Here is a 20,579-nt window from a genome sequence, read left to right on the forward strand (position 1 = left end):
GCTAATCTGTTTTATTGAATGTAAAAATTGAACTGGTACCCGCTTGCCCGCCTGGTAGTATATAGTTTAGTATGACATTGTAAGGCCCATCTTTTATTATAGGAAATGTTCCGTTCATAATGTAATTGTACTTATTGATCATAGCCTGATTCTGAGTGCTTAAATATTTATTGACTATTTTATATTGAATTTTTATAAAATCGTCTTTATAATAAAAAGGCTGGTTATAACGATAAGGTAATCGGTCTCTCAAATTAGAACTTTTTGGATTATGAATTAAATCAGCCAAATACCAGGTCATTGGTTCAACTCCTTTGATTGGAGGATTTCCTAAAAGGGTAGTGTTTCTGTTTAGCGTAAAATCTGCTTCCAGCGGATAGCCTTTATATATCAGTGGGTAAATTTCATTTTTGAAGTAACTATCATCTAGTATGGCTTCGATACTCACTAAAGGCACATTGAGTGTTTTAGGGCTACCGGCAATCTCAATTTCATCAAAAGGTTCAGTTGAGGTATTTTCAGCTTCTAGAGCGTGAATATCAGCTTCAATAATTTTTGTATGGACTTTTCGGGCTTTTTTAGCTGCTATTTTCTCTTGAAATGTATTATATTGACTAGTATTGAAATTATACTGCAATAATTCAACACCCTGACCACCCGTTAAAGTTTCGCCCAGTTTATTATTTTTAACTTCAACATTAGCATTTGAACCAAGATCTTGCTTGTCAAAACTCTCATTAAGATTAGCATTCGCATCTTTTGTAGTTTCCAATGTCATTAAGGATAAACTATACGGTTTTACTCTTTCCAGAACCGGTAAACTAACTATGACCTTTTTTAAACTTGCATTGTAGGATATAGTACCATTTGCTGTTTTATTTCCAGTTTTGTAAAATGCTTTTTGTGATTGTCCCGGTTTTAGGTCAAACAAATAGGACTGTCCTGTTTTTAGTACTACATAAGCTTCTTTACTTTCGTTTTGATAAACGTATTTTTGATCAAAAACAGGGTAGCAGTAAGCGATATTGCCCACCGGAATATTGTTAGGCGCCACACCGGTAGTGAAATTTCGGGTTTCACTTTCCATTGCAATCTGTCCCTGGTCTAAAATTGTTTGCCATGAGCCATTTTTATATTCCTGAAAACTTACTTTTACATTTAAAGTTAAATCTGATTTTTCAGGTAATATTTCGGTGGAGTTAAAGCTCAATAAGTCATTTGTTTTGTTCCAACTTAGTGTACCAATTACCGGAACATCTCCTTTCTTGATCGTATATTCTTCTAGTTTGAGTCGGTAAGTTTTAACCCCTTCATCTCCTTCAATGTTGAAGTTTTTATTGACAGGCATGTTAAATCCAACCTGAGGAATGGTAAAGACATCAACCTCTTTTGTTCCTTGAATAGGAGTGATATCTGCAATAGATTTTAAACCTTCTAAAGGATTCACTGATATAAATTCGCACTGCTCTCCAAATTCCAGTTTAAAACGGAAACTACCTTTTACGGCACCTCCAAGTAAACTGAATTCTCCCACCATATAGCCTCGAATCCATGCCGGATTTGGTAATTTGGCTTGTAATAGAACGGCGCCTCCACCTTTTATAATGGATATTTTCTTCCGTATAAAAAATAATTTAATATTAATTCCGAGTTCTCCTTGCATATAGGCATATGACTGACCGTTGGCATACCAACCGTTTATACCAATTTGTCCCGAACCCTTACATTGTGCTTCTCCATAATCTTTAACCATAATGTCAAATCCAAATCCGGCCTGGAAATTGGCGTAGAACATTAAGAAACTTAGATTACCTGTTTTAATGCTAAAATCAGAACCAAAGGCAAATCCTTTTCCTGAAGCAATGCTGTTTTCGTCACGCATATAATCCAGTTTAGCTACGTCTACTTTTAAGAGTTGCGCAACAATATCCGGTGGCGGTGGACTACCCGGGATATCATCTCCAAGCATAAAATAACCGCCGGCTTCTACCTCGACAGATCCAATAGCAAGTTTTATCCCCAATCGGTTCTTAGGGGTACCTGCCCGGATATACCATTTGTCTGGTCCAAAGTGTAAAACAGCCCAACCTGCTCTGTTACTGGAGTCACGGCCTTTTATGAAACCTCCCGGAGTATCAATGTATAAATCGAATGTACCGTGTAAAGTTTTTGCTCTAAAATCGTACTCTATGGCAGCAAATGCATTGATACCCATAGAATTTTTCACATCATTTGGATAAAGCTGTTCTGCTGCAGCTGATAAATTGCTTGTTTTTAGCGCTTCTGTAGCTACCGCACCCATTAGTGCTTCATTTTCGGCAACAACCTGTAAGGCTTTTGTTAGTGCCTCAGCTCCCGGAATTTCAAACGGCTGCATGACGTGACCTTCTCCATAAATACTAATTCTATTAAGACCGCCGTGTTTATTAAAAGCAATTTCAAAACCGGCACCTCCCCAAAAAGCATTTGCGGTAGCTGTGCCCGCAAACTTAATCATAGCTTTAACACCTAATCCAGAATCTGCATCAGGTACATAATTTGATTTAGAAGCCACAAAAGAAGAACTAAAGCCGTCTTTTTTCATGTGATAATAGGCACCACCACCAAAACCTTTAAAAGTAATAGCTCCGGCAGGAATATTTAAGTTGTCTACCATAGCATCCACATACCAGTATCTAAAAGTAGTAGATCCAAAAATGGCATTGGCTTCTACTTTGATACCTCCTGTAAAATCTGCCGACACGCTCCCTTTGAAACCATTACCATAGACCGGATCATTGTCCATTATGGCAATGTTTCCTTTAAATTTTACACCTCCTAAGTCTGCTGCAACTGATATTTCCTCAAACTTAATACGCTCGTATTTCCATTTTTGAATTCCTTTCTCTCTGTCGAATTTTCCGACCACATAAAATTTCGTCTGACCGTTAAATTGATTTTGCATAATATTAATCGCAACATCGACTTTCAGGCTTGCTGATACATCTGTAGCGATCAAAGCAATTTCATTAATCGTAACAGGGAAGTTACTAACCGCGGCATCTTTCTCCTGAATGTGTTTGTAGCCAAAATAATCGGCCGTTAGATAAGGCACGACAGTTTGCAAGTTTAAATTCTGGAAAATGATCCCTTTAAAATTAATAGCTTCCTTTTTCTCACCCTCAGCATTAATTGATCCGGATGATTTATTCGGCGATGCAGTAAGTTCGGATGCAGTGGTATTTTTATTACTACCTTTTAAAGCTAAACTTCCATAAAGAACGGCTTTTGGTAAAAACTTACCGTCTTTTACCTTTAATTCCAAATAGGAGTTTTTTTCTAAAGAAGCGGTTGCTTTAAAAGCCTGGAAGCAAATATTGTTGGTTACATCAGCTTTAAGGATATATTCATTGTCTACAGGGTTTATGATAGCATTGTAAGCTAATCTTCCTCTCGAATTTGGATCGCATTGGGTATTGTCTTCTGACGAAAGCGGCAAAACAATTTCACCATTGAAAGCAGCTGCTGTCAATGAGTTCGCACGGAATTCCATTTCGATATGGTCTAATGAAAATTGCCAGCCGGAAGCACTTCCTTCTTTAAGGCTATAGATATTATCGCCTACGAATCTTCCGGAAACCCCCATTCTGTCAATTAAGAGATTGGCAGCTTCAAATTTAACCCTTTTATTCTCGTCTCTTTTATTGAACTGCTCCGGTAACACGACTTTTAGAGATTTTACATAAAAACCCCTCCATAAATTTAGATTGCCCGGTATTAGATAGTCTTTGACATAATCAGCATCGGGCCATTCGATTTTATCAGAGTTTCTAATGTCACTTAAATCGATTACGGCATTGTTTAGTTCAAAAGCAGGTCCTTTGCCTTTATAAGAAGTCAGTTGAAATTTGGGCAAAGAGATTTCAATAAGAATATCATTCCAGTTGGATACTATTGTCTTGAATGACCCCGTTACACGGGTGGGAGCGGGAATAAGTTTATATTCGTCATCGACGGGTTCAAGATAAGCTCTTGAAAATTCAACGTCTGCGGTAATTCCAAGTTCTTTAAAACCGTTACAGTCAATCGTTACATAGGTCTTTTTTTCTACAAGTCCGGTAGACATCGCCATACCTCCTTTTAGAATAAGTAACGAATTCTGACCATTAATGTTAATTGGAACATCACCTAGTAAAACCAAATTTGTCGCGCCAACTAATCCGCCTTTAAGCGAAAGTTTGATACCGTTGGCACCAAAGAACAGCTCTTTTGGTCTCCCAAGAGAATCATGCTGCGGAATTACGATTTTTACAAAAGCAGTTAGCTCCGTGTATTCCGGAGTGAATTTGGCGCTGCTAATACCAAGCATGTATTGAATGCCTCCAATGGTCTTTTTTATACCAAGAGGCAACATCGATAATTTTTTAGGTTCTAAAAAATCAGTAAGATTATCATTTTTAGCGATCTCCTTAAAAACAGATATTGCCATATCGCGATCTTTATTGATCTCCTGTGAGACCGGGAAATTCTTTTTTAGAAACTCATTAGTGAACTCACTTTTTGGAGTCTGGTAATAACTAAGCGAATTGTTAAGAAGACCAACTTCGTCTTTGGGAAAATTTTTAGAAATAAAAATCTTCTTTGAATTGGTAATGGTATCAGTGTAAGTATTAGTATTAGTATTAGAAAAGCAATTGATGCTAATTAAAAATAAAACAATATATACGATAAAAGGAAATAACTTAAGAGTAGTTTTTTTCAAGTCTTAGTAGGTTTGGTTGGTATTAAGTATTGTGGTAAAGAGTCGGAATTTATTTTTTTTGGGAGGTCAAATATAAATATTATTTTTAATAGGAAAAAAATTATTTATTTAAAATTTGTATTAAGGATTAAATTATAAATTTCAATCGAAAAGCGGTAAGATTAATAATTTTACCCTCGTTTTTTGCCAAATGTTGGTTTTGTTAAATTTTTGCCAAACATAAACAATCTTTAAGTTTATTCTTTACGGCTTTCCGTATTATAGCAAAAAAAACTCCGGAGCAATCCGGAGTTTTTTTGTAATATAAAAATGTAAACTTTTATTCTTCTTTCATCGTGTGATAAACGTTCATCACGTCATCATCTTCTTCGATTTTTTCGATCAGTTTTTCAACGTCTGCGATTTGAGCTTCAGTAAGTTCTTTTGTGATTTGAGGGATACGCTCAAAACCTGAAGATAAGATTTCCAAACCTCTGTTTTCAAGCTCTTTTTGTAAAGCTCCAAAGCTTCCAAAAGGGGCGTAGATTAAGATTCCGTCTTCGTCTTCAAAAACTTCTTCAGCACCAAAATCAATTAGTTCTAATTCTAATTCTTCGGCATCAATTTCACCTTTTGCAATTCTGAAATTACAAGTATGGTCAAACATAAACTCAACTGAACCCTGAGTTCCCATGGTTCCATTGCACTTATTAAAATAGCTTCTGATGTTTGCTACCGTTCTGTTATTGTTGTCAGATGCTGTTTCAATTAAAATTGCAATTCCGTGAGGAGCATATCCTTCAAACAGAATTTCTTTATAGTTGGCAGTATCTTTATTACTTGCATTTTTTATCGCACGCTCCACATTGTCCTTAGGCATGTTAGCGGCTTTTGCATTTTGTATTACAGCTCTTAATCTAGAATTGGCCTCCGGGTTAGGGCCACCTTCTTTAACGGCCATAACGATATCTTTACCAATTCGGGTAAATGTTTTAGCCATTGCTGACCAACGTTTCATTTTTCTTCCTTTTCTAAATTCGAACGCTCTTCCCATTTCTAATTTTTAGTTTTGTGAGGCAAAAATACGGTTATTCCTTATTTTTCCAAAATCAATTGAATTCTTTTTTAGTGATAGTTAGGACTTAGAGGTTAAAAAGTTTAAAGTTTGCGGTTTCAGGTTGTCTTAACTCCCTTTTGTAAAGTCGAAAGTCTAACGTTCAATGCCTACAGCTTATTGCCTACAGCCTATAGCCAAGTACTACTTCCACGCATTAAACTCATTAATAACATTCACGGCTTCATTTAGGTACGGATTCGTTTTAAGATTATCGATCTGGTACTGGTTGATTGTTTTGTCATTGGGATAAACACCGAGTAAAAACTGATTTACCGTTGAATTATAAACATCTAAAGGGTTGTTTTCGTCGTTAAAAGTATTGATCTCTTTCCAAAGAGAATTTACATTTTTTTTCTGTTTGAAAACGGCTTCCAAAGTCATCGGAATTTCTGCTTTAGGCGTATTGACCAACTGATCAATTTTTTGATTGATTTCTTTTATATTATTAAAAAAGTAATTATCGGATAGTCTTGTTGTGCTATTTTTAGCCAATTTATCGATCAGTGCTCTTTTTACATAAGGTCTGAATTTTAAGAATGGTTTGATACTATCATTTTTAATTGCAGTTGGGAAATCGCTTTCTTTTTGATAAACACCTTCGTAAAATTCCGGAAGAACTACATCTGGTTTCACCCCTATGTATTGATGGCTTTTACCTGTCACCCTGTAGAACTTATTAATAGTGATTTTTAAATAATCGGTATTTTTAGTTTCGTCAAGTGAAAGAATCGTTTGCATGGTAGCTTTTCCAAGCGTAGTACTTCCCAATAATAAAGCACGATTGTAATCTTGTAATATAGAAGAGAAAAACTCACTTGCCGAAGCAGTATTGCTATTTACCAAAATTACAATTGGTCCTTTGTAAATGAGTCCTTTATACGGATCATTGATAACCGATTTTCCTTGATTGCGATCTACAACAATAGAAAGTGGTCCATAATCGATAAACATTCCGGCCAGTTTTATAGCTTCTTCCATCGATCCCCCACCGTTGTCAATAAGGTCAATTACCAGACCTTTTATATCGTCTCTTTCCAGTTTTATAACCTCACGCGCCACATCATCGGCACAGCCTTTACGGCTATTACCTTCTAGATCAGCATAAAAACTAGGGATTTTGATGTAGCCAATTTTACTGTCTTTTCCAATAATAAAGCTGAAAACAGAGTTCTCTTCGTCTTTCATCACCTTCTTTTCGATATACACATCAAAGCTTTTACCTGAATTTCGTTTTAAGGTTAGTGTGATGCTTTTATTGGATTCTGATAAAATCAAAGTCGAAATGGATTCCAGCGAAGCACAGGAAACCTGCAAAGTTTCCTTTTGATTGGATATTGAAATGATCTGATCGCCTTTTTTAATCTGACCCGTTTGATAAGCAGGACCATTGGGATCAAGTTCGGCTACAATGATTTCATTTTTTTCATTGAGATTGACAGTCATTCCCAATGACAAATGCTCTTTTGAGAGTGATGCCACAAAACTCGTTTTTGAATCATCACTAAAATAGGCAGTATGCGGATCGAAATAGGTACAGAAAAAATTATAGAATTTTTCTTCCTGTTTGGTATTCGTTTCCAAAAGGGTATTAATTCTACAGATCTCATTCGACACAATTAGTTTTTTTGACTTGAGTTCGATAGATTGAAAATTAGCTTTGATAGAATCTAAATTGTCACTTGTTTCAGCTATCTCATCTAGAATCTGGTACCGAATTTTTTTGAGCCAAGCTTTTTCCAAACCTTCTTTTTTTAGGTAAAAAGGAAAAGATTTTTTATAAAATCGGATTGTATCGTTTTTGTTGTAATCAATAGGCGTGGTCTGAATTTTTTCCAAAACTTGTTTGGTTCTCAAAAGACCTTCTTTGTATTTGGAAGTTACATCAGCCAGAAAACTACAATCATTACTAAGAATGAAATCATCTAAGTTTGTACGGTATTTCTCTGCCATTTCATCGTATTCTGTTTTGAAGAAAATATTTCGCGAGGGATCCAATTCATTAATCAGATTATCAAAGACAAAAATCGATAAACTATCATCGACCAGTTTAGGCCTTACGTGCTGCTCCTGAATAACTGCATTTATTTTGTTGACTATTTCGCAGGTTGGGTCGCTGCTTTGGCTAAACAGAAAGTTTGTGATTAACATCAACACCAGTGCTATTTTTTTCATAAATGGAAATCTTCGTTCAGATTAAAATTACGCTTATTTTTTCATAAAAGGTTATACTTTTCTAAAAATTCTTACATTCTGATGATTTTTATTCTGCAAAGTTTCCGCCACGAATTCACGAATTTGGCAGCCTTTTTTATTTACAATCATTCGTGAATTTGTGGCAGAAAAAAAACTATAAAAAAAATGCATTACTTGTTAAGCAATGCATTTTTAGAATATTTAGGATAAAATATTATTTCTTGTAAAAAGGTAATTTAACCACTTTAGCAGCTACATCATTTTTTCTGATTCGGATGAAGATATCACTGTCAACAGCACTATTAGGTATGGTTACATATCCTAATCCAATACCTTTGTTCATAGAAGGTGACATAGTTCCTGACGTAACTACACCAATCACAGCACCTGAAGCATCTACAATCTCGTAGTCATGCCTTGGTACCGCACGCTCCTGCATTTCGAAAGCAATTAGTTTTCTGGTAACACCTTCTTCTTTTTGTTTTTTCAGATTTTCTGAATTGGTAAAATCTTTAGTGAACTTAGTGATCCAACCTAATCCGGCCTCTAAAGGTGAAGTCGTATCGTTAATATCATTTCCGTACAAACAGAATCCCATTTCAAGACGTAATGTATCACGAGCAGCTAATCCGATAGGTTTAATTCCGAAAGCGGCACCCGCTTCGAAAACTTTATTCCAGATAGCTTCAGCATCGGCATTTTTACAGTAAATTTCAAATCCGCCAGAACCGGTATAACCAGTTGCAGAAATAATAACATCGTTGAATCCTGCAAAATCAGCTACTTCAAAATGATAATATGTAATAGCTCCTAAGTCGATAGAAGATAAAGACTGCATAGCTTCAACCGCTTTTGGTCCCTGAATGGCCAATAAAGAATAATCATCAGAAATGTTTTTCATTTCAACACCCAAATCATTGTGCGAAGAAATCCAGTTCCAGTCTTTTTCGATATTTGAAGCATTTACAACCAATAAATACTCTTCTTCTTTCATTTTATATACAATCAAATCATCTACAATTCCACCTTCGTTGTTTGGCAGACAAGAATATTGTGCTCTTCCGATCGTTAAAGTCGAAGCATCATTTGAAGTTACTTTTTGAATCAAAGCCAAAGCATTTGGACCTGTCAACAAAAATTCTCCCATATGCGAAACGTCAAAAACGCCCACACTGTTGCGAACTGTTTCGTGTTCAGCATTTACGCCCTCATAGGTAATAGGCATATTGTATCCGGCAAAAGGTAGCATTTTCGCTCCCAAACTCTCATGTATGTGCGTAAGCGCAGTATTTTTCATTGTGTTGTTTTATAAAATTGTGTCGCAAATTTATTTAAAAAATATCGAAGATTTATATACTAAATTATTAAAATTCGCAATATTCTTGCCCGATTTATGCATACGAAGCAATATCCCGCAGTTTCAATAGTTTTTTGGTGTTTTGGTTTTCTAAGGAATGAAAGAAACATACTAGCGATAACAGAATCTGATTTTAGGATCTTACCAAGTGCCTACATCTTTATTTTTTATGTAACTTTAAGTAATTAAATCTGTCCGATGAAAGATCCATTTCTAATTACAAGAGAAGAGGTTTTAAAATTTCTCAAACCGGTAAATCCTATAACTCATAAGGGACTTCAGGGGCATGCGGTTATCATTGCCGGAAGTTACGGAAAAGTAGGAGCGGCAGTTTTAGCATCAAAATCCTGTTTAAAATCGGGTTGCGGACTAGTAACGGTTTTTGTGCCAAAATGCGGTTATCAAATTCTGCAAATCTCGATTCCGGAAGTGATGGTAATAACCGATGAAAATACTAATTTCCTGACCAGCATTCATCTTCCGTTAGTACCTCAGGCAATTGGAATTGGACCCGGAATAGGAGTGGAACTTGGTACCCAAAAAGCGCTTTTTGAGTTTTTAAGAGTGAACAAATCTCCTTTAGTATTGGATGCTGATGCCCTTAATATTTTGGCAGAAAATTTAACCTGGCTCGAATTAGTTCCTGAAAATACTATTCTGACACCACATCCGAAAGAACTCGAGCGTTTAATAGGTAAGTGGAATTCAGAATCGGAAAAATTTCAAAAAACGATTGCTTTTTCAGAAAAGTACAAAGTAATCATTGTGATGAAAGGCGCACCAACCTACATCATCATTAAGACTGAGATTTACGAAAACACCACGGGAAATGCAGCTTTAGCCACTGCCGGAAGCGGAGATACCCTCACAGGAATCATTACAGGCTTACTGGCGCAGGGCTACGAACCTAAATACGCAGCAAAACTAGGCGTTTTCCTCCACGGACTCACAGCCGATATTGCGTTACCAAAAACAGGTTATGAATCTTTTACGGCTTCTACTATTATTAAGTATTTGGGAAAAGCTTTTCTGAGTTTGGTTTAATTTAACCGCAAAGTTCGCAAAGTTTTACGCAAAGACTCGCAAAGATTTTGCACAAAGCCTTGCGAACCTTTGCGCTTTATAAAAATCTTAAAGAAAAAAACTTGCGAACTTTGCGGTAAAAAAAGTCTAAGCAGTCTAAGTAAGTCTAAGCAAGTGTCCTTCGACTTCGCTCAGGATACCAAAACTGAGAATAAAGCTGCTTGATTTCCACGAACAAGAAAAAATCTAAAATCTGGTCTGTATAATCTAAAATCAAAAAACGTAAGTTTGTAATCTCAAAGATTAGAAACTTAGTAGCTCAGTTTCTTAGCATCTTTGAATCTAGAAAAAAATGAAAAACAACTTCGATCTCAGAACAGTAAACGTCATGCGTTATATAACGCCATTGCGCGAGGGAGGTTCTTTACCTGCTTTGGCAGAAGCCGATGACGATTTTAAATACGTCTTAAAATTTAGAGGAGCCGGTCACGGTGTAAAAGCTTTGATTGCCGAATTGGTGGGTGGACAAATCGCAAAAGCCTTAAAATTACAGCTTCCGGAATTAGTTTTCGCCAATCTTGACGAAGCGTTTGGAAGAACCGAAGCTGATGAAGAAATTCAGGATTTACTGCAAGGAAGTCAGGGATTAAATCTGGCACTCCATTTTTTATCGGGTGCCATTACATTTGATCCTGTTGTGACCACCGTTGATGCTAAGCTGGCTTCGCAAATTGTTTGGCTGGATGCTTATATTACCAATGTCGACCGTACTTTCAAAAATACAAATATGCTAATTTGGCATAAAGAATTATGGCTGATTGATCATGGTGCATGCTTGTATTTTCATCATTCCTGGAACAATTGGGAACAGCATGCCAAAAGTCCGTTTGCATTAATAAAAGATCACGTTTTACTGCCGCAAGCTTCGCTTTTAAAGGAAGTGGATGCTGAATTTAAAGCACTTTTATCGCACGAAATATTAGAAGAGATTGTAAATACAATTCCGCTGGAATGGCTGCAATGGGAAGATACCGACGAAGAACCAGAAACCTTGCGAAATGTGTATTTGCAGTTTTTGCAGACCCGATTAAATCATTCAGAAATCTTTGTAAACCAGGCACAAAATGCAAGATAATCACTTATATGAGTATGCCGTAATCCGCGTGGTGCCAAGAGTAGAGCGCGAAGAGTTTCTGAATATCGGAATCATTTTGTTTTGCAAAAAAAAGAAATTCATAAAAGTTCTTTTTCATCTGAATAAAGAAAGAATACAAGCCCTTTCTGCCGACTTTGACATCGAACAGTTAGAATGTAATTTAACGTCATTAGAAAAGATTGTTAATGGAGCCAAAGACGGCGGACCGATCGCTGAATTTGAGATTCCGGAACGTTTTAGATGGCTCACAGCCATTAGAAGTTCTGCAATACAAACGTCAAGACCTCATCCGGGCTTATGTCAGGACTTAGAAAAGACGATTCAGAGATTATTTGAAGAATTGGTGCTTTAGAGGAGGTTCAAAATGGCAAAGGTTTTTTTAACCGCAAAGGACACAAAGAATTACGCAAAGTTCGCAAAGGTTTAATGTAAAGCTTTGCGAACTTTTATATTTTATAAAATTTGAAACAGATTAAAATCATTGCAGTTTTTGCATCAAAACTTGAAACCTAAAACTTGAAACCTGAAACAAAATAACCTGAAACAAAAGAAACTTGAAACAAAAAAACCACGAACTACAAAACTGTAATCCATGGTTCCAAAATAAAACTAACTTGTATTTATTATTTGTAACTGATTAAAACGATCCGCAGATATTGCCGCCTAAAGTTGCTCCTGCATTGGCAGAGATATCAGCTTTAACAGCAGTTTTGTTCAGTTTTACGATCGAATAGGGTGGAGTAAAAGCAGTACCACTTCCGGCTTGATTTCCGGTTGTATTGGTGAAAACATTGTCTGTTGCTGTAACAGCAGTAAAACCGCTCATTAGATCGATAGGAGTTTTTACACCTTCAAAAACGTTGCTTTCTACATTTAGACTCGCTTCAAAACCTGCGGCAATACATTTATTACTTACCGTACTGTTAAAGAAGTTGTTTACCAGATGTACTTTTCCAAAACGCACTCTAGGCATTCTTTCTTTGCAGCCCGGAGCCCACCAGCAGCGAGCGAAAGTGATTCGTAATTTTCCACGATCGGCAGTTGCACCATCACTGGAACCAATTAAATTAGAATACCTGTGATCGTCGGAACCTCCGGGACCTCCGGCTTTAGGAGCTTTTAAATAACCGAATTTTGTATACGAAACCGTAACAAAATCTGATTTATTTTTGATGTCGAAGTTCCCGTCAACCCCATCTCTGAATTCACAATGGTCTACCCATACATTTTGACAATCATCTAAAATTGCATTGTCCCAGCCATCTGTGTCATAAGCACCCGGGCCTTCAAAAATAAGATTTCTGATAATCAGATTCGTACATCTTTTAATGTTGATGATACCCGAACCGTCTTTCGTTTGGTTGGTAGAAACCAGCTTGGCACCGCTTGCACCGTAAATGGTTTTGCCACTTTGATCCTGTAGTGATAATCTTGTAGTAACCGTAATGGTACCGGTAACTTTAATCACTTTTACCGCACTGTTTTCGATAGCCGATTTCAGCTGTGTATAATTCGAAACTACTTCTTCCGGAGAGGAACCTCCACCAGTTGTTCCTCCATTTTGAGAAGCCCATCCCGGAACCTGGGCACAGTTTCCAATTTTTGCCGTCAAATTGCCGGAAGTTGTTGTAGAGGTCTCGATAGTAGCATTTTCACTACTTTGTGGTGTAGCAATTTCTTCGGTATTACAGGCTGCAAAACCGAAAATCAATGTCAATAGAAACACTGAGATTGTTGATTTAAATTTCATAATAATTAAGTTTGGTTAAATAGTTAATAGTGCAAATCTGCTTATAATTAGGATGAAAAAAGTTGAACAAGTTCAATGTTTTGAAAATAATTTACTGTTAAATGTGTTTTCGGTAGCCGTTACATTACAAAAAAGTATATTTTTGTGTAATCGATTGCATTATTTTTCATTCATTCACCTGCTTACGCCCCTGAGTAAGAATAAAAAGTAAATACCATATGTACAAAGACCTACGATTAAGTATCGAGCGCAAGATTCCGTTAACAGATGAGGAATGGAATTTTGTAGTTGAAAAAGTAAAGTTTATTAAACTTAAGAAAAACGAATTTCTGCAGATTCAGGATTCAAAGAATTCTTATGAAGGCTTTATTTTGAAAGGTACTTTTAAAACCTATATTTTAAATGACAACGGAACCGAAAGTGTTATTTTCTTCTCTTTCGAAAATGAATGGATTTGTGACCTTGAAAGTTTCTACCATCAAAAGCCTACGACTTATAATATCAAAGCAATAGAAGAAAGTGAAATCCTGGTGATCAGTAAGAAAAACAAAGCACTTTTGTTTGAGCAGGTACCCAAGTTGATTCAGTTTCATATTTTAATGGTTGAAAGGGCTAATATTGCCATTCAGCAAAGACTTATAGATCTCCTGAACAAAACTTCTAAGCAAAGATATCTGGAGTTTATAAAGCGCTATTCGCATAAAGCAAATAAAATCAATAACCGGAATTTATCCTCTTATCTGGGAGTTTCTCACGAGTTTTTGTCAAAGATTAAGAGGAGCTGCTAAGGTTCTAAGAGGCTAAGGGGCTGAGTTTTTTTAGTAGAGATAGTAATGTGTTTACCTAGTATTAAAAGAATCTCGCAAAGTCGCGAAGACGCAAAGCAATTAAAAAACTTTGCGACTTTGCATCTTTGCGAGCATATACTGTACCGTCTAAAAAAACTTTGCGTAACCCTTCGCGAACGTTGCGGTTAAATTCATTTCGGAATTAAAAATCCAATATTCCAAAGAGACATTTATTAGAAAAGCGAAGTTTCATATCTGCCTTTTCCGAATTTTCAATCACCAGTAAATCGTAAGGTTTTAGATCGTATGGCTTCTCATTAATTTGGATAACGGTTGTATCTAAAGAAAATAAAAGTACGATTTGAGCATTACAATTTTGATTAGAATTCGTTACTTTCAGTTGATGGTGGGATATTTTTTCAGAAACCATCCAGTTAAAATCGATGCCTTTTGTATAAGAAGTTACAGCATCATTGGAGTTAAATTCCATGATTTCATATTGCCCGTATACCTTTTTCTCTTGGTTTATCTCGATATCCAGGCCGTTATCAAGCATAACCAGATATCGGTGATAACCTTTAAATTGAGTAAATACCGATGGTTCCTGCTCTATGGTAGCACTGCTTATTCTGAATGCGAAATCTCTATCGGCGTAGTTTGCTGTTTTTGGATATATCATATATTCATACGTCAATCCACCGCTCCAAACAGCGGGTTTACAATTTTCTTTGGGTAAAAGGTGTAGGATCATTTTTTTATTATTGGAGGTTCAGAGGGGCAAAGTGACAAAGGTTCAAAGGTATTTTATTATCTTAAAAAATAATCTCGCAAAGTCGCAGAGTCACAAAGAAAATAAAAACTAAAACTTTGCGCCTTAGCGACTTTGCGAGATTTAAAAGAAACCTTTGCGAATCTTTGCGTAATTCTTTGCGAACTTTGCGGTAAAACATGAAACATGAAACTTGAAACTTGAAACATGAAACAACTAAAACTAAATAACCTTCTCTAAGTAAATAAACTCCAGAGGTTTCTCAGAGATAGTAACGTGAATCTCACTTACCGGAAAAGCTTCTCTCTCGCCAGTATCAACGTAGCCGTGACGTGTGTACCACGCAATAAGTTCTTCCCGAACCGAGATTACGGTCATAATAATACTGGATAATCCCAAAGCTTTTGCATGATTTTCAGCTTCGGCCAGCATCTTTTTTCCGATACCACTGTTTTGTAATTCCGGTGAAACGGTTAACATTCCTAAATACAATTGGTGTCCTTTTTCAACCAATAAAACCGAACCGATAATTTGGTCCTTTTCGGTGTATTTTAGAATGGTGTTTTTAGGATCCAGAAAAATTTCGGTCATTTCCTGTTCGTCAGTTCTTTTTCCTTCTAATAAATTGGCTTCGGTTGTCCAGCCTTTTTTGGAGGTTTCCCCTCTGTAGGCCGAATTGATTAAAACGGTTAACGCCGGAATGTCCTGTAAGGAAGCTTTTGTAATCATGAATTATTGTAGTTGTAATTTTTTCACGCAGATTTAACTGTTTTCTAAGACCACTATAAAATAATCTAAGTAATCTGTTAAATCTGCGAGAGAAATTTTATTTCTATGTGTTAAATCAATTTTTGTTCATTAAACCCAAGAGGTTCGATTTAGTATTTTGCAGGTTGTCCGGCTTTAGGTAAGGATTGCTTTATGAAGGTTCTGATGTCTTCGTTGGCAGCTTCCAGATCGGCTTTTCTTAGGTACATCATGTGACCGCTTCTGTAACCTTTCCATGACATTCTATCCGTTAGTTTTCCACTCGGATCCATTTGCCATAAATCGTATTTAGAATTGAAGTAATCACAGGCACCATCATAATATCCGGATTGTACCATGACATGCAAATAGGGGTTTTGTGCCATAGCCTGTCTCAGGTTTTCGCCAGTTTTATCGTTAGATCTGTCCCAAGGATGTACGGAACCAAACATATTGTATTTAAAGTCTGTTTTATAGTTCAGATTGTTGCGTAGGTACATATTGATGGCTGGCGTAAACGAGTGCAACCAGGAAGTAAGTTCTGCATTAAAATCAGGGCTTTCGCCTGAGTCTTTGCGGTCAATTCCTTTGTATCTCGAATCAAGTCTTCCTACCGTATAACCCTTATCTCTTAACAATTCTTTCCAAAAATAATCATAAGGAAGGTCTAAATTGTTTTGCTGGATCACTTTCTCCGGAATACCGGAATAACGTGCTATTTTAGCGCCAATTTCTTTTCTTTTTTGTTCGTCCAGAGATCCTCCTTTGGTCAATGCAGGAAGAAGTTCGTTTACGGTAAAATCTTCCACTTCGGGCAACATATCCGTTAAATCTTTGTTTTGCAGATCAGCTGGAAGCATTTTGTGGTACCAGGCAGTAGCTGCAAAATAAGGCAATTTAAGAGCAGCATCAGAAACTACACCGCGTGTTATTCCTAATTCAGTTGGAGAAACCAAAATCACTCCGTTAAGATACATCCATTGGCTGTTTTGCAGTTGAAGTGCCAATCCCGAGACACGGGTAGTACCATAACTTTCACCAATTAGGTATTTAGGGGAAGCCCAACGATTGGTACGGGTTACAAAACCATTGATCCAATCGGCCAGGTATTTAATGTCGGCATTTACGCCAAAGAATTTTGTAGTGGGAATGTCTTTGCTGGTAGGTCTGGAATAAGCGGTATTCACAGGGTTTACAAAAACAATATCAGCAACATCCAGAATAGAATACGGATTTTCTTTTATTCCGTAAGGCTGTACAGGATATCCTTCATCATCAATGTTTAAGAGACTAGGTCCAGTGTAAGCAATCTGCATCCAAACCGAAGCAGAACCAGGACCACCGTTAAAGGAAATAACTAACGGACGCGAAGCCTGATCTTTTACATCAGAACGTTCATAATAGGTGTAGAACAATCCCGCAATTGCTTTTCCGTCTTCGTCCCAAACCGGCATCGTACCCGTTGTGGCTTTATAAGGAACTTTTTGCCCTTTTATGGTAACGGAGTGATTGGTGATAACACTAGCATCCGGATTGAAAGTAAGATTAGAAGGCGAATTTTCTTCTTTTGCAGGGGCTTGGGGAGCTTTTGGTTTTGATTCCTGAGCAGATGAAATTAAGGATCCGGCTAAAAGGAATACAAGTAATGTTTTTTTCATAAAAATAGGGTGTTAATAGAAATTAATGCTCTAAACAGGTGGCTGTATTTAGAATTTTTAAAGATATAAAAAAATAAAAATTTTATTCATTCATACTTTATTAGTTTTAATGTCAATGTATCTGATACTATTTTTTTCGTCCAACCAAAATTCATATCCGGATTTCTTTCAACAACTATAAGTTTCATCTCTTGTGGGAGTCTTCTATATCTCAAAGTTTTTCTGCTATCTTCAATTCCACCATTTGTATTGTCCTTGATATTGTTAATGAGAGGAATGAAATCGAATAGAAATTCATCTGCTGATTTTTTAAAATCTACTACAATATTATAACCATGGTTATTAATTACCTTGATATTGTAGTCATCACTAAAGCAATCATCAGTATTATAATGCCAAACTTTTTCGACCCAGATATTTCCGATTTCTATTTTTCCGTTATTGTATTTTAGATTAAACTCAGAAACATCACAGGTATAATACCCATAATAAAACTTATTTTCTTTTGATTCTTTTTCTGACTGAGAAGTTTGATCACAATCTTTGCATTTAACGCTAATTTCGCATAGAAATATGGTTCCATAATAATATAATAACCCTAATGAAGACACTATTATTAGAATAATAAAAAAGATTTTTAGCTTTTTGTTCATGCTGCTAAGCTGCTATTTTTGTCTATTTTGTTGAAACCAACAATTCTCTAACATCAACATCTAATACTTCGGCAATTTTTCTCAGAACTTCAACGCTTGGTTGAGCATTATTGTTGCAGTAATTCGTTACCACGACATAACTTTTTCCAATTTTTTCGGCCAACCATGTTTGTGTTCTTCCTTGTTCTTTTAGAACTTCTTTAATCCTGTTCATTTGAATATCAGCCATTAATTGATTTATTATAATAATATTTAGCATAGAAAGTTATTGCATATTGATAGCTTTTCTATTAGTGTGTTAAATTATAATATAAAAATGTATTGTAAAATATTGTAATTTAGTATATATTTGTATTGTAATTTGATATAGTCATTATGAAAGTGAAGAAAGGAAAGGAAGATTGGAGAATCGCATCAGAAATTGAACTGATTTACAAAACCAAAGTAAAAGTATCAGAACGACCTCAGATCACTTCATCTAAAGCAACTTACAAGCTGGCTTTGCAATCCTGGAATCCGGACAAAATAGAGTTTTTAGAGCAGTTTAAAATTCTTTTACTCAACAAGGCCAATCGGGTACTTGGAATTTATGAAATGTCGACAGGAGGCATAACCGCAACTACGGTCGATCTTAGATTATTGTTTACGGCAGCACTTAAAGCCAAAGCAACCGCTATTATTATGCTTCACAATCATCCATCGGGAAAAGCACTTCCTTCTCCTGCCGATAAAGTGATCACTAAAAAAGTTAAAGATGCAGGTATTATTCTGGATATTGAAGTAGTAGATCATTTGATTATTACTCCAGAAAGTTATTATTCTTTTGCGGATAATGGTATTATGTAAACAATCAGAAAGTTCCGTGTTTGAGTAAAAAAATACCATTGCTAGCACTAGCAGGGAGGAGAGCGGTTTAGTTCATATTATTTTCAAGTTTATTACCTAAATTAGGGTGTGCTATAAAGTTTTAACAAAAAAACAACAAAATAAACTTGCTATTTGTTTAAGTTTGGCTTAAATTTGAATCATGAATAATTCATTAAGAAATATTGCTAATTTCTCTTCAGGACTTAATGCTCAATTAAAAGCAGTTGAGAGAATTTCTAATACAATGAAAATTCAATCTCAATTTAGTAAAATTTCTGATTACTGTAAGAACTTAAATCTGGTAAGTTCGAAAACTGAAGAATCAAATACTTTCTTTTCTAAATACCAAAATTTGGCAACAACCGCCGATTTTAATATTAATGAAAACTCATTAATACTTTATAAGTCATTCAAAAGTAGTGGAATGACTAATAAATGGGATGATTTGCAACAATTCGTGCGTTCCCAAAAGTATTTAGAGAAGATTAATTCTTCATTTTATTTACCGATTACTTCAAAATATAAAGAAGTAAGTTTATCAAATTCTTGGGATTTGGATCATTTTGTTCCAAAATCAGGAAAGTGGAAGTCTGATAATTTAAAATTTCATAGTAGTTTTAAAAATTTAAACCATTATGAAAGCTTGCAATCTTTTGCCGAATACGATGTAGTAAAGAATCGTATTCTAAAGGATGAAATAAGTAAAAAAGTTGAAAAAGTTTTAAACGGAAGTATTAGTTATAGTGATGTTTATAATAATTTTTATCGATCTACAAAAGAATTATTAGACCGTGATTACGCTCAGCGTCAGCAGAGTTTAGAAAATCTGAAAAACTATATTATAAATGGTGATTTCGATTTCACATATACTATTGGTTTAGAGGATTTCCTTTGGACACATTTTACAAAAATTGAAGAATTAGAAGAGACGATTAATCGTGCTGTTTTTGAATTAGAAATCTTAAACAAAGTAATAATATCGATATTCAATTGTTTCAAAAAGAGTGCATTAAACAAAAGAGAATTCTTTAGAAAAATAAATAGTTTTCATTTCAAAAACTTAGATGACGAATACCATTCATTTTCTTTAACAGCTTAAGCGGATTAAGGTTTAAATGGTTTTCTAAACCTTAATATTTTAGATTTTTAAATTAAAATATTAAAGAAATGAAAAAAAGTAATGAAGAGATTATATCTCAAATCGATAATGCTCTATCAAATGTAGAGATGAATGATGTTACAAGAGAATTGTTAATAATGCTAAAAGGAGAGATTCCAAGGGCAAAAACAGAGGAAGAAAAGCTTCAAATAGCATTTAAATTAATAGAAGTAATAAGTGCAGGTGTAGCTATTGCATCCATGTTTTAATGAAAATAATTTTATTATGGAAATAGGTAAAGTAATTAAACTTTTAATCAAAAAACGAAATATGAAACAAGTAGAAGTTGCCAAATTAATTGGTAAAAGTCCTACTGCGTTATCACAGATCATTAGTGGTACTTTTAAGCCTCAGTCAGAGACACTAGAAAAGCTGAGTGAAGTTTTAAACGTACCAGTAGCTGTAATTCATTTTTTGAGTATTTCGGAAAATGATGTGCCTAAAGAAAAGCTACCGCTTTATAAAATCCTTGCTCCAAGTATTGAAAATTATTTGATAGATATTTTTTCGGTTGATAAAGAAGATTTGACATTGAAAGAATAAATAAAGTAAAAGGATATCTAGTATCGAGATATCCTTTTATTTCAATCATTAATCAAACAAGAAAAACTTTTACGAGCGT

Annotated in this window: 18 protein-coding genes; 8 read left to right on the forward strand and 10 right to left on the reverse strand. The window is 35.4% G+C overall.

Going from position 1 to position 20,579, the window contains the following annotated elements; translation table 11 throughout:
- Position 1 precedes the first annotated feature (1 nt).
- The 4 genes from OGZ34_RS13085 to gcvT all read right to left on the reverse strand — a co-directional run bounded on the left by OGZ34_RS13085 (position 2) and on the right by gcvT (position 9,327).
- A complete protein-coding gene (locus OGZ34_RS13085) occupies positions 2–4,741 on the reverse strand; it encodes a hypothetical protein (protein WP_263360473.1) in 4,740 nt (1,579 codons plus the stop codon).
- A gap of 319 nt (positions 4,742–5,060) precedes the next feature.
- Positions 5,061–5,774, reverse strand: coding sequence for a YebC/PmpR family DNA-binding transcriptional regulator (locus OGZ34_RS13090; RefSeq protein WP_173967295.1), 714 nt, complete (start codon positions 5,772–5,774; stop codon positions 5,061–5,063).
- Between the two features lie 204 nt (positions 5,775–5,978).
- Complete coding sequence (locus tag OGZ34_RS13095) at positions 5,979–8,009, reverse strand: S41 family peptidase (RefSeq protein ID WP_263360474.1); 2,031 nt, start codon at positions 8,007–8,009, stop codon at positions 5,979–5,981.
- Between the two features lie 235 nt (positions 8,010–8,244).
- On the reverse strand, positions 8,245–9,327 hold the full coding sequence (gcvT, locus tag OGZ34_RS13100; protein WP_263360475.1) for a glycine cleavage system aminomethyltransferase GcvT: 1,083 nt from the start codon (positions 9,325–9,327) through the stop codon (positions 8,245–8,247).
- 258 nt (positions 9,328–9,585) lie between these two features.
- Here gcvT and OGZ34_RS13105 point away from each other — a divergent pair, with 258 nt between their 5' ends.
- The 3 genes from OGZ34_RS13105 to OGZ34_RS13115 all read left to right on the forward strand — a co-directional run bounded on the left by OGZ34_RS13105 (position 9,586) and on the right by OGZ34_RS13115 (position 11,918).
- The gene (locus OGZ34_RS13105) at positions 9,586–10,431 is read left to right on the forward strand and encodes an NAD(P)H-hydrate dehydratase (protein ID WP_263360476.1); all 846 of its coding nucleotides are present in this window, start codon (positions 9,586–9,588) and stop codon (positions 10,429–10,431) included.
- Positions 10,432–10,762: 331 nt separating this feature from the next.
- Positions 10,763–11,545: a HipA family kinase gene (locus OGZ34_RS13110; protein ID WP_263360477.1), complete on the forward strand. Its 783-nt coding sequence runs from the start codon at positions 10,763–10,765 to the stop codon at positions 11,543–11,545.
- The gene (locus OGZ34_RS13115; RefSeq protein ID WP_017498237.1) at positions 11,535–11,918 is read left to right on the forward strand and encodes a DUF3037 domain-containing protein; all 384 of its coding nucleotides are present in this window, start codon (positions 11,535–11,537) and stop codon (positions 11,916–11,918) included. The genes OGZ34_RS13110 and OGZ34_RS13115 overlap by 11 nt, the downstream gene beginning before the upstream one ends.
- Before the next feature lie 285 nt (positions 11,919–12,203).
- Here OGZ34_RS13115 and OGZ34_RS13120 read toward each other — a convergent pair whose 3' ends face one another.
- Positions 12,204–13,316, reverse strand: coding sequence for a pectate lyase family protein (locus tag OGZ34_RS13120; RefSeq protein ID WP_263360478.1), 1,113 nt, complete (start codon positions 13,314–13,316; stop codon positions 12,204–12,206).
- A gap of 218 nt (positions 13,317–13,534) precedes the next feature.
- Between OGZ34_RS13120 and OGZ34_RS13125 the strand changes: the two genes are divergently transcribed.
- On the forward strand, positions 13,535–14,104 hold the full coding sequence (locus OGZ34_RS13125) for a Crp/Fnr family transcriptional regulator (protein ID WP_017498240.1): 570 nt from the start codon (positions 13,535–13,537) through the stop codon (positions 14,102–14,104).
- Between the two features lie 202 nt (positions 14,105–14,306).
- Here OGZ34_RS13125 and OGZ34_RS13130 read toward each other — a convergent pair whose 3' ends face one another.
- The 5 genes from OGZ34_RS13130 to OGZ34_RS13150 form a co-directional block, all read right to left on the reverse strand.
- Positions 14,307–14,855, reverse strand: coding sequence for a HutD family protein (locus OGZ34_RS13130; protein ID WP_263360479.1), 549 nt, complete (start codon positions 14,853–14,855; stop codon positions 14,307–14,309).
- 240 nt (positions 14,856–15,095) lie between these two features.
- Positions 15,096–15,602, reverse strand: a complete 507-nt coding sequence (locus tag OGZ34_RS13135; RefSeq protein WP_263360480.1) for a GNAT family N-acetyltransferase — start codon at positions 15,600–15,602, stop codon at positions 15,096–15,098.
- Positions 15,603–15,751: 149 nt separating this feature from the next.
- A complete protein-coding gene (locus OGZ34_RS13140) occupies positions 15,752–17,278 on the reverse strand; it encodes a S10 family peptidase (protein WP_263360481.1) in 1,527 nt (508 codons plus the stop codon).
- Between the two features lie 86 nt (positions 17,279–17,364).
- Positions 17,365–17,931, reverse strand: a complete 567-nt coding sequence (locus tag OGZ34_RS13145; RefSeq protein ID WP_263360482.1) for a hypothetical protein — start codon at positions 17,929–17,931, stop codon at positions 17,365–17,367.
- Between the two features lie 22 nt (positions 17,932–17,953).
- Entirely contained in the window at positions 17,954–18,145 is a 192-nt protein-coding gene (locus tag OGZ34_RS13150) for a helix-turn-helix transcriptional regulator (RefSeq protein ID WP_263363137.1), read from the reverse strand.
- A gap of 161 nt (positions 18,146–18,306) precedes the next feature.
- On the opposite strand from OGZ34_RS13150, the gene OGZ34_RS13155 reads away from it, so the two are divergent.
- The 4 genes from OGZ34_RS13155 to OGZ34_RS13170 all read left to right on the forward strand — a co-directional run bounded on the left by OGZ34_RS13155 (position 18,307) and on the right by OGZ34_RS13170 (position 20,500).
- Entirely contained in the window at positions 18,307–18,777 is a 471-nt protein-coding gene (locus OGZ34_RS13155; protein ID WP_263360483.1) for a JAB domain-containing protein, read from the forward strand.
- Positions 18,778–18,958: 181 nt separating this feature from the next.
- The gene (locus OGZ34_RS13160) at positions 18,959–19,897 is read left to right on the forward strand and encodes a hypothetical protein (protein ID WP_263360484.1); all 939 of its coding nucleotides are present in this window, start codon (positions 18,959–18,961) and stop codon (positions 19,895–19,897) included.
- Positions 19,898–19,965: 68 nt separating this feature from the next.
- Positions 19,966–20,166 carry a hypothetical protein gene (locus tag OGZ34_RS13165; protein WP_263360485.1) on the forward strand — a complete coding sequence of 67 codons (201 nt, stop codon included), beginning with the start codon at positions 19,966–19,968 and terminating at the stop codon, positions 20,164–20,166.
- A 16-nt stretch (positions 20,167–20,182) separates the two neighbouring features.
- On the forward strand, positions 20,183–20,500 hold the full coding sequence (locus tag OGZ34_RS13170; protein WP_263360486.1) for a helix-turn-helix domain-containing protein: 318 nt from the start codon (positions 20,183–20,185) through the stop codon (positions 20,498–20,500).
- Positions 20,501–20,579: the final 79 nt, after the last annotated feature.

It is taken from the genome of Flavobacterium collinsii, assembly GCF_946903285.1.
GTDB classification, from domain to species: Bacteria; Bacteroidota; Bacteroidia; order Flavobacteriales; family Flavobacteriaceae; genus Flavobacterium; species Flavobacterium collinsii.

Coding starts and splice junctions, on each gene's coding strand:
- OGZ34_RS13135 (WP_263360480.1), bottom strand. CDS start 15,602: ATGATTACAAAAGCTTCCTTACAGGACATTCCGGCGTTAACCGTTTTA.
- OGZ34_RS13125 (WP_017498240.1), top strand. CDS start 13,535: ATGTACAAAGACCTACGATTAAGTATCGAGCGCAAGATTCCGTTAACA.
- OGZ34_RS13170 (WP_263360486.1), top strand. CDS start 20,183: ATGGAAATAGGTAAAGTAATTAAACTTTTAATCAAAAAACGAAATATG.
- OGZ34_RS13160 (WP_263360484.1), top strand. CDS start 18,959: ATGAATAATTCATTAAGAAATATTGCTAATTTCTCTTCAGGACTTAAT.
- OGZ34_RS13140 (WP_263360481.1), bottom strand. CDS start 17,278: ATGAAAAAAACATTACTTGTATTCCTTTTAGCCGGATCCTTAATTTCA.
- OGZ34_RS13130 (WP_263360479.1), bottom strand. CDS start 14,855: ATGATCCTACACCTTTTACCCAAAGAAAATTGTAAACCCGCTGTTTGG.
- OGZ34_RS13150 (WP_263363137.1), bottom strand. CDS start 18,145: ATGAACAGGATTAAAGAAGTTCTAAAAGAACAAGGAAGAACACAAACA.
- gcvT (WP_263360475.1), bottom strand. CDS start 9,327: ATGAAAAATACTGCGCTTACGCACATACATGAGAGTTTGGGAGCGAAA.
- OGZ34_RS13165 (WP_263360485.1), top strand. CDS start 19,966: ATGAAAAAAAGTAATGAAGAGATTATATCTCAAATCGATAATGCTCTA.
- OGZ34_RS13120 (WP_263360478.1), bottom strand. CDS start 13,316: ATGAAATTTAAATCAACAATCTCAGTGTTTCTATTGACATTGATTTTC.
- OGZ34_RS13090 (WP_173967295.1), bottom strand. CDS start 5,774: ATGGGAAGAGCGTTCGAATTTAGAAAAGGAAGAAAAATGAAACGTTGG.
- OGZ34_RS13110 (WP_263360477.1), top strand. CDS start 10,763: ATGAAAAACAACTTCGATCTCAGAACAGTAAACGTCATGCGTTATATA.
- OGZ34_RS13115 (WP_017498237.1), top strand. CDS start 11,535: ATGCAAGATAATCACTTATATGAGTATGCCGTAATCCGCGTGGTGCCA.
- OGZ34_RS13145 (WP_263360482.1), bottom strand. CDS start 17,931: ATGAACAAAAAGCTAAAAATCTTTTTTATTATTCTAATAATAGTGTCT.
- OGZ34_RS13155 (WP_263360483.1), top strand. CDS start 18,307: ATGAAAGTGAAGAAAGGAAAGGAAGATTGGAGAATCGCATCAGAAATT.
- OGZ34_RS13095 (WP_263360474.1), bottom strand. CDS start 8,009: ATGAAAAAAATAGCACTGGTGTTGATGTTAATCACAAACTTTCTGTTT.
- OGZ34_RS13105 (WP_263360476.1), top strand. CDS start 9,586: ATGAAAGATCCATTTCTAATTACAAGAGAAGAGGTTTTAAAATTTCTC.